The sequence below is a fragment of the Geobacillus sp. E263 genome, assembly GCF_007197795.1.
Lineage (GTDB): Bacteria > Bacillota > Bacilli > Bacillales > Anoxybacillaceae > Parageobacillus_B > Parageobacillus_B toebii.
In genome coordinates this window covers 2,145,300-2,160,123 of the sequence record NZ_CP041632.1, presented here as the reverse complement: position 1 = coordinate 2,160,123, position 14,824 = coordinate 2,145,300, and the positions used below count along the sequence as shown (strand labels likewise).

The following is a 14,824-nucleotide window of genomic DNA, read 5'->3' as shown; positions in this document are numbered from 1 at the left end:
TCTCACGCTATGGACGAGGAGCGCTTTTTTGCTTATAGTTTTGTTTGTTATACGTGTTTAAAAGTGAATCAAGCTCCCGGCTCACTTGAATCGTCACGGTTGAGTTCAATCCATTTTTTGCGACTGCTTCGATCAATTCCATCCGCTTTTTTTCAATTAAAATTAAAATGTCTTTGTTCGGCACAGAGGAACAAGTCCTTTCTTTTAAAATTTTTACAGGTGTATTGTATACTATTTTACCAATAAATTCAAAAAAGGAAAATAGAAAAGAAAAAAGCATTGCTGTTCATAGGTTACTAAATAGTTATATTTTTGCTACAATAAAAATAAAAAATCAAGTAGGGGTTGAAAAAAATGGCCGATGTCAATCTATTTTTAGCATTTGGTGCCGGCTTTTTATCGTTTATTTCTCCGTGTTGTCTGCCTTTATACCCGGCGTTTTTATCGTATATCACCGGCATATCGGTGAGTGAGCTGAAGACGGAGAACGCGTTGATGCAGCGGCGAAGTTTATTGCATACATTATTTTTCTTGCTCGGTTTTTCTCTTATATTCATTTCGATTGGATTCGGAACGTCGCTTATTGGGAAATGGTTTAGTGAATACCAAGATTTTATACGGCAAATCGGTGCGCTTCTCATTATTATTTTTGGCCTTGTGATTGTCGGAATATGGAACCCGGCTTTTTTAATGAAAGATCGTCGTTTTTCGTTTCAAGAGCGGCCTTCTGGCTACATCGGCTCGATCATCATTGGCATGGCTTTTGCGGCTGGTTGGACTCCGTGCACTGGCCCGATTTTGGTGTCGGTCATTGCACTGGCGGCGACAAACCCAAGTTCTGGAATGCTATATATGCTTGCTTATTCGTTGGGATTTGCCGTTCCGTTTTTTATTCTTTCGTTTTTTATCGGAAAGCTGCAATGGATCCGTCGCCACAGTGAAAAAATGATGAAAATCGGCGGTTATGTGATGATTGCAATGGGTGTTGTTCTGTTTTTTGACTGGATGACAAAAATTATTACGTATACGACAAGTATTTTTGGAGGATTCACCGGCTTTTAAATTAGTTTGTTATTAAGGGGAGTAAAGGAGTCATGGCAAAAATTCTCATTGTTGATGATGCAAAATTTATGAGAATGACGTTATCCACCATTTTGAAAAAAGCGAACCATGAAATTATTGGAGAAGCGGAAAACGGGAAAGAGGCAGTGGAACTGTATCAGAGATTAAAACCGGATATCGTCATGATGGATATTACGATGCCTGTGATGAATGGGATCGAAGCTGTGCGTGCGATCAAACAAGAAGATGCAAATGCGAAAATTATTATGTGTTCAGCAATGGGGCAGCGGCGCATGGTTGTAGAGGCGATCGAAGCAGGAGCGGCTGATTTTATTGTGAAGCCGTTTGAAGAAAGCCGCGTGATCGAAGCGGTGGCGCGTTTATTATAAGCAATATGCATATGCAAGATTTGTTGCTTTTTGTTATAATACATTATCATACACTTGAATGAAGAGGATGATGTGTTTGGCTATCGTAAGTTCAATCGTTGCAGTATTCATGGCATTGCTCGTTTTGTTTGTGAGGATGAAAGCATCGAATAAACCGACAAACGCCAAAAAAATTATTTTACCTCCAATATTTATGAGCACAGGGGCTTTGATGTTTATCGACCCAGTATTTCGCGTAACGAAAGGAGAACTGATTGAGGCGGTCGTTTTAGGAGCATTTTTTTCCATCTTCTTAATTAAAACGTCGAAATTTGAAATCATAAATGGAAAAATTTACTTAAAGCGCTCGAAAGCGTTTATCTTCATTTTAGTCGGTTTGATTGTCATTCGTCTTGGCTTAAAAACATACTTAGGAAGAACCATTGACTATCGCCAATTAAGCGGGATGTTTTATTTGCTTGCTTTTTCAATGATTGTGCCGTGGCGTGTTGCAATGTATATTACGTATAAAAAATTAGAACGGCGTTTAAAACACCAACCGCCCATTTTAATAACATAAAATAAGAGAAAAAAGCGGGAGATGCGTCCCGCTTTTTTCTTGCAATCAGCTTATTTGCTTTGCAGCAAATGTTCATAAGGAGCGATATTAATTTGTTTTTCTTTTAATGTTTTTATTAAAAATTTATGGTCGCGTTTTGGGGTTGCTATAATGTAACCGCGAATAATTAAATCTTTTGTAATTCGAGAAGCGTTTTCTTGAAGCGCGAGTTCCCCGATTTTTCCAGCAATTTTTTGCCGAGCGACATCGCGAAACAATTCAGGAACCGGTTTTACTAATTCCTCTAAAAGCGCCTTTTCTTCTTCTCCCCATAAATGCCGTGTCTGCTCAATATAATATTCCTGCCAATCTAGTTCCGATTTCCCATCTTCTTTTGGCAGCCGTTTTAAAAATTTGCGAAACATAAAAAAACCACCGATCGACATGGTGACAAGCAAAAAAACGCTCCAAAACAATATAAACCAAAGAAACCAACCTTTTAGCATCATTCCCACCTCAACGAATTCCAATCTATCAACCATTATTGCGAAAAAAGCGGTTTTTGGCAAGATAAGCATGTTTTTATCACATTGTTACGAAAATGTAATGCAAATGTAAAGAAATGCCGCAATCCTTTATGTGTCAATATCTGGACTATTGTTATAGCAGTCGAATGGAAATAGAAACCAGTGATATGTATCTATAAACATGCTAATCTATTACAAGCAGACGACAAACCAAAAGGCAACTATGAGGAGGATAGAATAATGATGAAAAAAACTCTTGCAACACTCGCGGTAGTTTGCTGTATGGTCGTTGGCTTTACCTCTTATTCAACAGATGCGGCAACAACTTATACATACTATAAGGTGAAGAAAGGCGACTCGCTTTACAAGATTGCGAAAACATATAAAACAACCACTTCTGTGTTAAAATCATTAAATCATCGAAAAAGCGATGTTCTTATTGTCGGCGAAACAATCAAAGTGCCGCAGCTTGTAAAAACTCAAGCGGCGAAGCAAGCAGAGAAACCTGCTTCCCAAAAGCCGAAATTTTCTATTTGTGCAGAAGAACGAAAACTAATGGCACAGCTTGTCCATGCGGAAACCGGTTTTAGCGAGCCATTTGCCGGGAAAGTGGAAGTTGCGCTCGTTATTTTAAATCGCGTGAAACATCCTGCTTTTCCAAAGAGCATTAAAGGTGTCATTTACCAAAAAACAAAATCGGGTTATGCGTTTGTTCCTGTAAAAACAGGAAAACTAACGCGCATTCAGCCGACGAAACAAGATTATGCTGCGGTCGATCAAGCACTATCGCTATTCCCGAACGACCGCCGCGGTTCGCTGTACTTCTATAACCCTAAAATTATGAAAGATAAATGGATGTTATCAAGATCGGTAACGATTCGTATCGGGAATCATGTATTTGCAAAATAAATGGGGATATTCCCTAGATTGGGAATATCCTCATTTTTTTGTAACAACGGGCTTATCTCTTTCATAGAGGAGAGTGTGGAACGGAACGGCTCGATTTTATCTATGAAAATTAAAAGAATAGACAATTCAATAAAAATATTATGTAAACAAAAAAAGCCCTTCTTATAAGAGCCTACTCATTTATATCTATTACTGTGATATGATTTTGAGGTGAATGGTTTTGTAGAGCAACTTTACTAATCCGAACTTCTAAAATTGGCGGTGAAAAATGGGCGGAAATATTTTTGTCCAGAAGCGAGAATGGCAGTAAAATATTCCGCTGTTTTTCCGTTACCCCATTTTTCTGTATTTGAATCGTCAGCGAATGGTCTTCGCATAGTATGACAATGTTTTCTTTTTGACAATGCGAAAGCTCGGCCTCGATAATATAGTCTTCTGTCGTCTCCAACACATCGACGTGAAAAATTGTTTCATCTAATATGGATGCATAAGGGTCGCTGCATAACAATTCCAGCCATTGCCGCAGTTCGCTTTGCTCTTCCTTTTGATTTTTGTGCACTTGGATAGCTCCCCCGCATTCGTAGTATCGCTGTTGTTTATCGTATGCATGATCGCGGGAAATGTTCGCGGTGGGAGCGGAAAATAGTTAATTACATATCATGGCTGGAATTATGTTTTTGCCGCGTATGGTTGCGGTTTTTAACCTTTTTGGATCCGCTTAGCGGCTCTGGCTGCCCCGGATTGTCTCCTTTTGGAGCGTTTTTTCGCATATCTGTGCTTGTATTTTTATTTGTCATGTTTGGTTATCCTCCTTTTGTTCATTAGCATGCATCATTGTCTTTCATTTATTCGCGGTATAATTTATGGCATGTTTGAAAAGATAATAAATGCATGGCCGTATTTATAAAAGGAGGAAGTAACGATGGCTTATCATAAAAATAAACAGGAAGCATTTCAAGCGGCACAAAAAGGAACGATGGAAGCGAAGGAATGGTATGATCATTTAGTGCGCGACCAAGCCGATTATGGCCATCAATTAAGTCATTTAAAGAAAGAAGTAAACGAAGCGTTTGAACAAATTAATAATGCGATGGAAGTAGCTTCAGAAAAACAGCGCGTTCAATTGGAAAAGTTTCGCAACGATTTGCAAGCGATTGTCGATGAAGTGAATGAAATTCAATAAAGGGAATGTCGCGACAGGACATTCCCTTTTTTATTTGTACAAAAATTTACGATAGTCCAGGATGACGAAACGGACGTATCGTTATTGATTCTTTTTTCTTTTTTTGTTGTTTTGGCGTTGTGCTTCTGTCAGCGGTTCATTAGAAAATTCTTCGTTGTAGCCGGCACCTTTTCCTTGAGCACTTGCCGCGTTCATTCCAGGGATAACATGGTTCGCTTTCCGCTTTGCCATTTTGTTCACCTCCACTACTAGTTTGCGACTGATCAAGAAGCTTATTCTTTTTTCATGCAAGAAGTTGATTAATATGACGAAACCTTCGAAATTCTATTTACAACTTTTCCTCCTTATAATAAGATAAAAGCGTACCAATTTTACGGGAGTTGGGAGAATTCATGCTATTTTTTCGACTTTGCTTCGAAAAAATAGTATAGTATTGAATTGAGGGGGTAATACATATGGCAAAACAAGACGTTTTCAACGCACGTTCTTCATTTGAAGTGAACGGTAAAAAATATAATTATTACCGTTTACAAGCACTTGAAGAAGCTGGGATCGGTAACATCTCCCGTTTACCGTATTCAATTAAAGTATTGCTAGAATCGGTACTTCGACAAGTAGACGGACGTGTGATCACAAAAGAGCACGTCGAAAACCTTGCAAAATGGGGAACACCGGAGATGAAAGACATCGATGTCCCATTTAAGCCGTCGCGCGTCATTTTGCAAGACTTTACGGGTGTACCAGCAGTTGTTGACTTAGCATCGATGCGTAAAGCGATGGCGGATATGGGCGGAGATCCATATGAAATTAATCCGGAAATTCCGGTTGATCTCGTTATTGACCACTCTGTGCAAGTTGACAGGGCCGGAACGGACGATGCGCTTGAATACAACATGAACTTAGAGTTCCAGCGCAACGCAGAGCGTTATAAATTTTTAAAATGGGCGCAGAAAGCATTTAACAATTATCGGGCTGTTCCGCCAGCAACCGGAATTGTCCATCAAGTAAACTTAGAATACTTAGCTAATGTCGTTCATACTGTGGAAGAGGAAAATGGAGAATACGTAGCGTTTCCAGACACTCTAGTCGGTACGGACTCCCATACAACGATGATTAACGGCCTTGGCGTTCTCGGTTGGGGTGTCGGCGGAATTGAAGCAGAAGCTGGCATGCTCGGACAGCCTTCATACTTCCCTGTACCAGAAGTAATCGGTGTCCGTTTGACTGGAAAATTGCCAAATGGCACAACAGCAACAGACCTTGCTTTAAAAGTAACGCAAGTGCTTCGTAAAAAAGGTGTTGTCGGCAAATTCGTTGAATTCTTCGGACCAGGTGTGGCAACATTGCCGCTTGCAGACCGTGCAACCATTGCAAACATGGCGCCAGAATACGGTGCAACATGCGGTTTCTTCCCAGTCGATGCGGAAGCGCTTGATTATTTGCGCTTAACGGGCCGCGATGAGCACCATGTACAAGTGGTTGAAGCATACTGCAAAGCGAACGGTTTATTCTACACACCGGATGCTCCAGAGCCAATATTTACGGATGTTGTAGAAATTAACCTATCCGAAATCGAAGCAAATCTTTCTGGACCGAAACGTCCGCAAGACTTGATTCCGCTTTCGAAAATGAAAGAAGCGTTCCGTGAAGCGGTAAAAGCTCCGCAAGGAAACCAAGGCTTCGGTTTAACAGAAGCGGATCTCAATAAAGAAATTACGGTAACGTTAAACGGCGAAGAAGTAAAAATGAAAACAGGCGCCGTTGTGATTGCAGCGATTACAAGCTGTACGAATACGTCGAACCCGTACGTATTAATCGCTGCTGGTTTAGTAGCGAAAAAAGCGGTGGAAAAAGGATTGCAAGTTCCGAAATATGTAAAAACATCGCTTGCGCCAGGTTCGAAAGTCGTAACTGGTTACTTGCGGGATTCCGGATTGCTGCCATACCTTGAAAAAATCGGCTTTAATATCGTCGGTTACGGATGCACGACATGTATTGGCAACTCCGGACCGCTTGCGCCAGAGCTTGAAAAAGCGATTGCGGAAAACGACTTGCTTGTGACAAGCGTACTTTCCGGTAACCGTAACTTTGAAGGCCGCATTCATCCGCTAGTCAAAGGCAACTACTTGGCATCGCCGCCGCTTGTTGTCGCATATGCGCTAGCAGGTACGGTAGACATTGACTTGTTAAAAGATCCTATCGGCAAAGATAAAGACGGCAATGACGTTTACTTTAACGACATTTGGCCTTCGACGGAAGAAGTTAAAGAAATCGTTAAGCAAACGGTCGTACCGGAATTGTTCCGCAAAGAATATGAGCGCGTGTTCGACGGAAATCCGCGTTGGAATGAAATCGAAACGACAGACGAACCGCTTTATCAATGGGATGAAAACTCGACTTACATTCAAAATCCGCCGTTCTTTGAAGGATTATCTCCGGATGTTCGCAAAGTCGAACCGCTTAAAGGCTTGCGCGTCATCGGAAAATTCGGCGATTCTGTCACAACCGACCATATTTCGCCGGCCGGAGCGATCGGTAAAAACACGCCAGCTGGCCAATATCTCATCTCTAAAGGTGTCGAACCAAAAGATTTCAACTCTTACGGATCTCGCCGTGGCAACCATGAAGTCATGATGCGCGGTACGTTTGCGAACATTCGCATTCGCAACCAAATTGCTCCTGGCACAGAAGGCGGTTATACGACTTACTGGCCGACAGGCGAAGTCATGACGATTTATGATGCTTGCATGAAATACAAACAAGACGGCACAGGGCTTGTCGTTATTGCCGGCAAAGATTACGGAATGGGAAGCTCCCGTGACTGGGCAGCAAAAGGAACATTCTTGCTTGGCATTAAGACAGTCATCGCGGAAAGCTTCGAGCGCATTCACCGTTCGAACCTTGTATTGATGGGCGTATTGCCGCTTCAATTCAAAGAAGGGGAAAACGCAGAAACGCTAGGTTTAACGGGCAAAGAAGTGTTCGAAGTGCATATTGACGAAAACGTCAAACCGCGTGATTTGATCAAAGTAACGGCAACAAATCCAGATACAGGAGAAACAAAAGAATTCGAAGTAATCGTTCGCTTTGATAGTGAAGTCGAAATCGACTACTATCGCCATGGCGGAATTTTACCGATGGTGTTGCGTGAAAAACTCGCAAAAACAAAAAAAGTAAAATAAAATAACGAAGCAGGCTCTTACTTGCCAAGAGCCTGCTTTTTTTATTTTGTATTCGATTTTTTTGCTGCATTTTCTAGTTGGCTTTTTGGATCCGGAGTAAATGCCGCATCTTGACCGAACCCTTGTGGATTCACGCCAGGAGCTTTTGTCCCGCGGTTTTTGCCGCCATTCTTTGTCATCGCGCTCACCTCCGTGGCATAGTATCACCTTTATTGCACAAAAATATGAAACAAAAAAAGAAAATCACTTCGTTTGTCTTAGTGAGTTAGCCTCCATTTTGCACGCCGCCATTTTTCGAGCAGTAATGGGAAGCTCCGCGAAAATCATTCCGCACAAAATGCCGATGCAGCCGATAATTGCGGAAGCCGTTAGCTGTTCTTTCGCCCATATGTATGCGGTCAGCGCGGCAAATACAGGCTCCATCGCAAAAATAAGAGCGACGCGGGTAGCTGTCGTATATTTTTGAAAGTTGGTTTGAATTAAAAACGCTGCCGTTGTCGCAAGCAATGACGTAATGAGAAGGGCTGTCCATACTTCACGTTTTTGTAAAATCGCCACATTCCACATTTGCGTTTCGTCTTCAAAAAGAAAGGCAAAAATCGTACACATCACCGCAACGGTGAAAATTTGCGTCATTGTTAATAACATGGTGGAATAACGCGCCGAATATTTTCCTGTAGTAATGATGTGCATCGCAAACGAAATCGCGCAAAAAAAGACAAATACGTCTCCGCGGTTTAACATCCATTTGCCATCGCCGATGGTTAAAAAATAAAGGCCGACTGCCGCTAACACCGCACCAATGGACGCATTGACGGATGGTTTTTGTTTTAGAAAGAGAAAAGAAAATAACGGCACGAGTACGACGCTAAGTCCGGTAATAAATCCCGCTTTTGACGAGGTTGTGTATAGTAAGCCGACCGTTTGAAATGCATAGCCGCTAAACAGCCAAAACCCCATCCATATACCGGCGCGGGCAAGCGGCAAGGTATAATGACGAAAAAGCGAACGATGAAAAATTATCAGCCATAAAAGTAAAAACGCCCCTGCTAGGCTAAAACGAACCGCGTTAAAAGAAAGAGGTTCAAGAAAAGAAATCGCGTTTTGCACGATGACAAATGTTGCCCCCCAGACGAACGTGACGGCAAGAAGGCTAAAATCCGCTATCCACTGTTTTTTCAATCCAATCCCCCCGTTTTGTTCACTTTGCTTTAACCAACAAATAAAAATATAATCGAACGGTAGTGTATCACAAATGTATGAAAAAGAACACACTTTTTTGAAAAATTATACAACAATATAGAAATCAATGAAACATTATGCAAAAAACGTTGATACAGCAACAAAAGCTGCATAATAATAGGTAATGAGGAAACAAAGCCGCTGCTATACATGTTTTTTGAACTATATTGTGTATAATACAAAGTAAGATATAGATTGTACACGGAATTGATTACGGAAGGGTGACGAGGGCTTGGACGTTATGATTCAATGGACATATATTACGCCGAAAAAACGGCAAGTGGTACTTACTTCCGATTTTTTACCCGCTGAAGAAGCGCTGCGATTCGCTGAAGATTTTGAAAAAACAGGCCGGGTAAAGGAAATATGCTTTATTGACCAAAATAATGTCATATGGTCGAAAAAAGAACTAAATAAGTTATTGAAAGAAATTGAAACCGAACCGCACGATGTCATTGCTTACTTTGACGGCGGCTTTGATAACGAGACATTGCAGGGCGGAGTCGGAGTGGTGATTTATTATAAGCAAAACAATGAACAATATCGTCTTCGCGCCAACCGCCAGCTTGATGAACTGAAGTCGAATAACGAAGCGGAATACGCCGCGTTTTGGTTTTTAATGCAAATGCTCGAGGAGCTCGGTGTTCATCATTTGCCGGTTATTTTCCGAGGCGATTCACACGTCGTCTTGAAGCAATTGTCCGGCGATTGGCCGTGTTTTGAAGATGACCATAACGCATGGCTGGACCGTATTGAAGAAAAGATCAACGAATTAGGAATTCAGCCAATTTACGAGCCGATTTCACGCAAGCAAAATAAAGAGGCCGACCAGCTTGCCCGTCAAGCGATGGAAGGCCAAACGATTACTAGCATGATGGAACTTACAGAGAAAGGGTAGGCAATAAAATGAGAGAGAAAAAAGTGAACAAACGAAAGGAAATATTAGATAAACTAAATGAATTACAGCAAATGTATTGTGACGGCTGTTTTTTAAAAAGCACGTTTCGAAAAGAATACGGCAAAACATATGCACAATCATTTTGCATTAACCAATGCACGGTCGGCGAGAAAATGCGGCAGTACGGCGCCATGTTGATGGCAACTCCTCCTCGTTCATCAAAATAACAAAGGGCTTCACACAGCAGGAAGCCCTTTTTTCTCCTTATCGTAATGCCTCATTTAATTGATGTTCCGCCTTAGCAAGTTTTTGTTCATAATGTGATAAAAATTCTTCATCAACGCCAGTTGCTTGCCGGCGTGCGCGCGAAAGCTGATCGTGGGCGTTGGCAATCGCTTGTTTGGCGCCTTCGAGCATGTCTCTATCCAAGCTCATCGTTGCTTGACCTACCATTTTTTCCGCTGTTTCCACAAACATTTCTACTTGTTTTAAATCGTTATAGCCAGAATGAATGTCACGTTCCATTTGCAAACACCTCCTAGCGGATAGTGTTTATCAAATAGGAAGGAATATGCGCATAAAAAACAAAAAAGACCAGCGTGTTGCCGGCCTTTTTTGTTTCACTTACGTTCTTTCGTTTATGTCAACGAACGCCTTATAATTTCACAACGTTAGCAGCTTGAGGTCCACGGTTTCCTTGAACGATTTCGAAAGAAACTTCTTGACCTTCTTCCAAAGTTTTGAACCCTTCACCTTGGATCGCTGTGAAGTGAACGAATACGTCAGAACCGCCTTCTACTTCGATAAAACCGTAACCTTTCTCATTGTTAAACCATTTAACTTTACCGTGTTGCATAATACTGAATTCCTCCTAATACCTTTAGCCCTTAGGCTAACTTAAAGATTTTTTATCAAATAACGGAATATACTTCACAGCCATCTAAGGTGAGCAAACATGATGAATGCTTGAAATATATTCTGTTATATGATGACTCTACTATACACTAATGTAAGGGCATCGTCAAGGAAAAGAAGGCGAAATTCAGAAAAAAATTATAAAATGTTAAAAAAACAGGGATTTTCCGCTCGCGTCTCGAAATAGTTTGGTTAGAAAGCAAAAAAGTAAGAATGAATGGAAGAAATATACCATACATTGGAATAGTAGGAGCGTAAAGGGGGATGAATGGGATGTACCGCGGAAAAATCGCTGGTAAAGAAGTGATCGTTCGTTTAGGAAATCGGGTCAGTCGGCGTTATTTTTCCGATAACAAAATTTACAACATGGTTCTTTCTTATGGTGAAACGGCGTTTAAAAAAGGGCAAGAAACGTTTTGCATTTATAATGACCGCATTGGCTTAATTGTCGCAGAAGTGGAAAGAAACGATATTCCAGTCATTCGTATCGACTATATCATTGAAAACGAAAATGTATATGAATAATAGTTGACAAACAGGACACAACGCTATAACTTATTGTAAGCGGTATCAAAATAGGGTTTTTCTGCAAAAGCATATAGTCATGAAAGTCCAGATATGGTGTTGAACCGAGCCGACAGGGCGCATAACCCTAGTAAGGTGTTTGCCCAGGGTGCTTATCGGACTGCACGCAGGTGTTGAAAAAACTCTTTAGTACGTCAGAATCTGCCGACTTTAGTCGCGCAGAGGTTCAGGGATAGACGTAACAGACCTTTGCTTCCATAAGGCATAGGTCTGTTTATCTTTATAATAGGCAAATGATGAAACAACATTCAAATCTGCATCGTACTATAGGATGAACAACAAGAACAAGAGATAAGAGGTGTAGCATATGTTATTGCGTAAAATGATGTCAAGAATCGGAGTCGGATCGGCGTATGTCGATTTGATTTTAAATAAAACCACATTTCAGCCAGGAGAGTGCATTGAGGGGGTTCTTCATATTCTCGGCGGCACGGTGGAACAAAAAATTGAAAAACTGGATGTAGAATTTATCCAAAAAACGCTGCGCGATGGGAAAGAAATCGATAATGTCATCGCAACAATTCCGGTTGCAGGAGCGTTTCAGATCGAGGCAGGACAAAGGAAGCAGATACCGTTTACGTACCAGATACCAGATTCGCTTCCTCCTTCACAGCCTGGAATTTCGTATCGGTTTATCACCCGCTTGGATATTGAGGATGGAGTGGATACGCTAGATTTTGACTATATTCAAATTTTGCCGAGATAAATAAAAGTTGTAAAAAATCTATTGACAACGCTTACATTTTCTATTAACTTTATAAGTAAGTTAATAATGGTGGCGGAGATGTTGGAGACCCACACATATTCCCTTTTTTCAGAGGGAAAATGTGTGGGTTTTTGTGTTTTCCGCTGGAAAATGTAACTGCTTTCAAAAAAGATGGTGTTTTGCCTCCGGAGGGATAAAGCAGGGAAGCAGTTACAAAAGTTATGTGACAAGGGGGAAGAAGAATGACCGCGTTTGTTGCAGAACTTGTTGGAACTGCCTTACTTATTATTTTTGGCGGCGGGGTCTGCGCAGGAGTAAACTTAAAAAAATCATTTGCGCAAAATTCCGGATGGATTGTTATTACAATGGGATGGGGGCTGGCTGTAGCGGTAGCGGCATATGCGGTTGGACAATTTAGCGGCGCTCATTTAAATCCAGCGCTAACGCTTGCATTAGCGTTTAACGGGGATTTTCCATGGGCAGATGTGCCAAAATACATTGCCGCACAAATGCTTGGTGCAATGGTTGGCGCTGTCATTGTATATCTTCATTATTTGCCTCATTGGAAAGAAACGGACGACCCTGGCGCAAAACTTGGCGTATTTGCAACAAGTCCTGCTGTTCCAAACTATTTCGCAAACTTAATCAGCGAAATAATTGGCACGTTTGTATTAGTGCTTGGCATTTTAGCTATTGGCGCCAATAAATTTGCCGATGGGCTAAATCCATTTATCGTCGGGTTTCTTATTGTCGCCATTGGTCTTTCCCTTGGCGGAACGACAGGATATGCCATTAACCCGGCGCGGGATTTGGGGCCGCGTATCGTTCACTTTTTGCTTCCGATACCGGGAAAAGGGTCGTCTAATTGGTCTTACGCATGGGTTCCGGTTGTCGGACCGATTCTTGGCGGTTCGTTTGGCGGTTTATTTTACAAAGCTGTCTTTCTAGGAAAAATGACAGCGGAATTTTGGTATGTGCTTATTGCTATAATAGTAGTACTCGCACTGACATTCATCAGCCAAGGAAAAACATCGAATAGCTATAATAAAGCAAAAAATGCATTCATGTAATTAGGGGAGGAATTGGTGATGGAACGATACATTTTGTCACTGGATCAAGGAACAACAAGCTCACGGGCGATTTTGTTTAACAAAAATGGCGAAATTGTTCATATCGCGCAACGGGAATTTAAACAATATTTTCCAAAGCCAGGATGGGTCGAACATAACGCTAATGAGATTTGGGGCTCGATTTTAGCGGTAATTGCTACCGTCTTGTCAGAAGCATCGGTGCAGCCGGAGCAAGTAGCAGCCATCGGCATTACGAACCAGCGGGAGACGACGGTCGTATGGGATAAACATACGGGGCTGCCGATTTACAATGCCATTGTTTGGCAATCGCGGCAAACGGCCGACATTTGCGAACAGCTCAAACAACAAGGATATGACGAACTATTCCGCAAAAAAACCGGTTTATTAATTGACCCTTATTTTTCCGGAACAAAAGTAAAATGGATTTTAGACAATGTGGAAGGAGCGCGGGAGAAAGCGGAAAAAGGCGATTTATTGTTCGGTACGATCGACACATGGCTTATTTGGAAGCTTTCCGGCGGACGCGCCCATGTGACGGATTATTCAAACGCTTCACGGACGCTTTTATTCAATATTCATACATTGCAATGGGATGATGAGATTCTAAATATTTTGGGCATTCCAAAATCAATGCTTCCTGAAGTGCGTCCGTCTTCGGAAGTGTACGCCAAAACGATCCCGTATCATTTCTTTGGCGTCGAAGTGCCAATCGCTGGAGCGGCCGGCGACCAGCAAGCAGCTTTGTTTGGTCAAGCGTGCTTTGAGGAAGGAATGGCGAAAAACACATACGGCACTGGCTGCTTTATGTTGATGAATACAGGCGAAAAAGCAGTACAATCGAAACATGGTTTATTAACAACGATCGCATGGGGAATCGACGGAAAAGTCGAATATGCGTTAGAAGGAAGCATTTTTGTTGCCGGCTCGGCGGTTCAATGGCTTCGCGATGGGCTTCGCATGATTAAGAAGGCGTCAGACAGTGAAACGTATGCCGAAAAAGTTGATTCGACGGATGGCGTTTATGTGGTACCGGCATTTGTTGGCCTTGGAACACCGTATTGGGATAGCGATGTACGCGGCGCGGTATTTGGTTTGACACGCGGTACGACAAAAGAACATTTCATTCGCGCAACATTAGAATCGCTTGCATATCAAACAAAAGATGTATTAGCAGCTATGGAAGCGGATTCAGGCATTGCGTTAAAAACGTTGCGCGTCGACGGCGGAGCGGTGAAAAACAATTTCTTAATGCAATTCCAAAGCGATATGCTCGGCGTTCCGGTAGAGCGTCCAGTCATCAATGAAACAACGGCGCTTGGCGCTGCATATTTAGCAGGCCTTGCCGTCGGTTATTGGAAAGACCGCAAAGAAATCGCATCTCAATGGCAATTAGAACGCCAATTCGAACCGCAAATGGCAAAAGAGAAACAAGAAGCGCTTTATGCAGGCTGGAAAAAAGCAGTGAAAGCCGCGATGGCGTTTAAGTAAACAGAAGGGGCTCTCCGATGAAAAAGAGCCCCCTTTTTCTTTGTTTTTCTGCATGCAAAAGCAACTCCAATCTTAAGAAATAGTACCCTCTACTTATACGGATATACGC

At 41.9% G+C, this 14,824-nt stretch carries 21 protein-coding genes; 12 read left to right on the top strand and 9 right to left on the bottom strand.

Translation table 11 applies throughout. The features are described from left to right. Positions 1-7 precede the first annotated feature (7 nt). Positions 8-184, bottom strand: coding sequence for an aspartyl-phosphate phosphatase Spo0E family protein (locus FNL97_RS11075; RefSeq protein ID WP_015863571.1), 177 nt, complete (start codon positions 182-184; stop codon positions 8-10). A 170-nt stretch (positions 185-354) separates the two neighbouring features. Here FNL97_RS11075 and FNL97_RS11070 point away from each other — a divergent pair, with 170 nt between their 5' ends. The 3 genes from FNL97_RS11070 to FNL97_RS11060 all read left to right on the top strand — a co-directional run bounded on the left by FNL97_RS11070 (position 355) and on the right by FNL97_RS11060 (position 2,010). Further along, positions 355-1,062 (top strand): cytochrome c biogenesis CcdA family protein, encoded by a 708-nt coding sequence (locus FNL97_RS11070; protein WP_015863572.1) that lies wholly within the window; start codon positions 355-357, stop codon positions 1,060-1,062. A 32-nt stretch (positions 1,063-1,094) separates the two neighbouring features. Beyond that, a complete protein-coding gene (locus FNL97_RS11065) occupies positions 1,095-1,451 on the top strand; it encodes a response regulator (protein ID WP_143415804.1) in 357 nt (118 codons plus the stop codon). A gap of 70 nt (positions 1,452-1,521) precedes the next feature. Then, positions 1,522-2,010, top strand: a complete 489-nt coding sequence (locus FNL97_RS11060) for a CcdC family protein (protein WP_373467268.1) — start codon at positions 1,522-1,524, stop codon at positions 2,008-2,010. A gap of 50 nt (positions 2,011-2,060) precedes the next feature. Here FNL97_RS11060 and FNL97_RS11055 read toward each other — a convergent pair whose 3' ends face one another. Continuing rightward, entirely contained in the window at positions 2,061-2,495 is a 435-nt protein-coding gene (locus tag FNL97_RS11055; RefSeq protein WP_015863575.1) for a DUF2621 domain-containing protein, read from the bottom strand. Between the two features lie 261 nt (positions 2,496-2,756). Here FNL97_RS11055 and FNL97_RS11050 point away from each other — a divergent pair, with 261 nt between their 5' ends. Next, entirely contained in the window at positions 2,757-3,425 is a 669-nt protein-coding gene (locus tag FNL97_RS11050) for a cell wall hydrolase (RefSeq protein ID WP_143415803.1), read from the top strand. Positions 3,426-3,597: 172 nt separating this feature from the next. Here the strand turns inward: FNL97_RS11050 and FNL97_RS11045 are convergent, their stop codons facing one another. Together FNL97_RS11045 and FNL97_RS11040 are read right to left on the bottom strand one after the other, a co-directional pair. Next, on the bottom strand, positions 3,598-3,984 hold the full coding sequence (locus FNL97_RS11045; RefSeq protein WP_062677515.1) for an Hsp20/alpha crystallin family protein: 387 nt from the start codon (positions 3,982-3,984) through the stop codon (positions 3,598-3,600). A gap of 91 nt (positions 3,985-4,075) precedes the next feature. Further along, positions 4,076-4,222 (bottom strand): small acid-soluble spore protein P, encoded by a 147-nt coding sequence (locus tag FNL97_RS11040; RefSeq protein ID WP_015863578.1) that lies wholly within the window; start codon positions 4,220-4,222, stop codon positions 4,076-4,078. A 125-nt stretch (positions 4,223-4,347) separates the two neighbouring features. Here FNL97_RS11040 and FNL97_RS11035 point away from each other — a divergent pair, with 125 nt between their 5' ends. Then, on the top strand, positions 4,348-4,608 hold the full coding sequence (locus FNL97_RS11035) for a hypothetical protein (protein WP_015863579.1): 261 nt from the start codon (positions 4,348-4,350) through the stop codon (positions 4,606-4,608). A gap of 81 nt (positions 4,609-4,689) precedes the next feature. Here FNL97_RS11035 and sspO read toward each other — a convergent pair whose 3' ends face one another. Continuing rightward, positions 4,690-4,839 (bottom strand): small acid-soluble spore protein SspO, encoded by a 150-nt coding sequence (gene sspO / locus FNL97_RS11030; RefSeq protein WP_062677517.1) that lies wholly within the window; start codon positions 4,837-4,839, stop codon positions 4,690-4,692. Between the two features lie 224 nt (positions 4,840-5,063). On the opposite strand from sspO, the gene acnA reads away from it, so the two are divergent. Beyond that, a complete protein-coding gene (acnA, locus tag FNL97_RS11025; protein WP_062677725.1) occupies positions 5,064-7,790 on the top strand; it encodes an aconitate hydratase AcnA in 2,727 nt (908 codons plus the stop codon). A gap of 41 nt (positions 7,791-7,831) precedes the next feature. Here the strand turns inward: acnA and sspL are convergent, their stop codons facing one another. Next, positions 7,832-7,969 (bottom strand): small, acid-soluble spore protein L, encoded by a 138-nt coding sequence (gene sspL, locus FNL97_RS11020; protein WP_015863582.1) that lies wholly within the window; start codon positions 7,967-7,969, stop codon positions 7,832-7,834. Between the two features lie 64 nt (positions 7,970-8,033). Then, positions 8,034-8,972, bottom strand: a complete 939-nt coding sequence (locus FNL97_RS11015) for a DMT family transporter (protein ID WP_015863583.1) — start codon at positions 8,970-8,972, stop codon at positions 8,034-8,036. Between the two features lie 292 nt (positions 8,973-9,264). Here FNL97_RS11015 and FNL97_RS11010 point away from each other — a divergent pair, with 292 nt between their 5' ends. Then, on the top strand, positions 9,265-9,930 hold the full coding sequence (locus FNL97_RS11010) for a ribonuclease H family protein (protein WP_062677726.1): 666 nt from the start codon (positions 9,265-9,267) through the stop codon (positions 9,928-9,930). Positions 9,931-9,938: 8 nt separating this feature from the next. Next, positions 9,939-10,157 (top strand): zinc-finger domain-containing protein, encoded by a 219-nt coding sequence (locus FNL97_RS11005; RefSeq protein WP_015863585.1) that lies wholly within the window; start codon positions 9,939-9,941, stop codon positions 10,155-10,157. Positions 10,158-10,194: 37 nt separating this feature from the next. Here the strand turns inward: FNL97_RS11005 and FNL97_RS11000 are convergent, their stop codons facing one another. Beyond that, on the bottom strand, positions 10,195-10,455 hold the full coding sequence (locus FNL97_RS11000) for a DUF2564 family protein (protein WP_015863586.1): 261 nt from the start codon (positions 10,453-10,455) through the stop codon (positions 10,195-10,197). Between the two features lie 130 nt (positions 10,456-10,585). After that, entirely contained in the window at positions 10,586-10,786 is a 201-nt protein-coding gene (cspD, locus tag FNL97_RS10995) for a cold-shock protein CspD (protein ID WP_015863587.1), read from the bottom strand. A gap of 332 nt (positions 10,787-11,118) precedes the next feature. On the opposite strand from cspD, the gene FNL97_RS10990 reads away from it, so the two are divergent. From FNL97_RS10990 to glpK, 4 genes are all read left to right on the top strand, one after another. Next, a complete protein-coding gene (locus tag FNL97_RS10990; protein WP_015863588.1) occupies positions 11,119-11,370 on the top strand; it encodes a hypothetical protein in 252 nt (83 codons plus the stop codon). Positions 11,371-11,737: 367 nt separating this feature from the next. Then, positions 11,738-12,136: a sporulation protein gene (locus tag FNL97_RS10985; RefSeq protein ID WP_089097123.1), complete on the top strand. Its 399-nt coding sequence runs from the start codon at positions 11,738-11,740 to the stop codon at positions 12,134-12,136. A gap of 242 nt (positions 12,137-12,378) precedes the next feature. Continuing rightward, the gene (locus FNL97_RS10980; protein ID WP_143415802.1) at positions 12,379-13,206 is read left to right on the top strand and encodes an MIP/aquaporin family protein; all 828 of its coding nucleotides are present in this window, start codon (positions 12,379-12,381) and stop codon (positions 13,204-13,206) included. 18 nt (positions 13,207-13,224) lie between these two features. After that, positions 13,225-14,715, top strand: coding sequence for a glycerol kinase GlpK (glpK, locus tag FNL97_RS10975; RefSeq protein ID WP_143415801.1), 1,491 nt, complete (start codon positions 13,225-13,227; stop codon positions 14,713-14,715). Positions 14,716-14,824 lie beyond the last annotated feature (109 nt).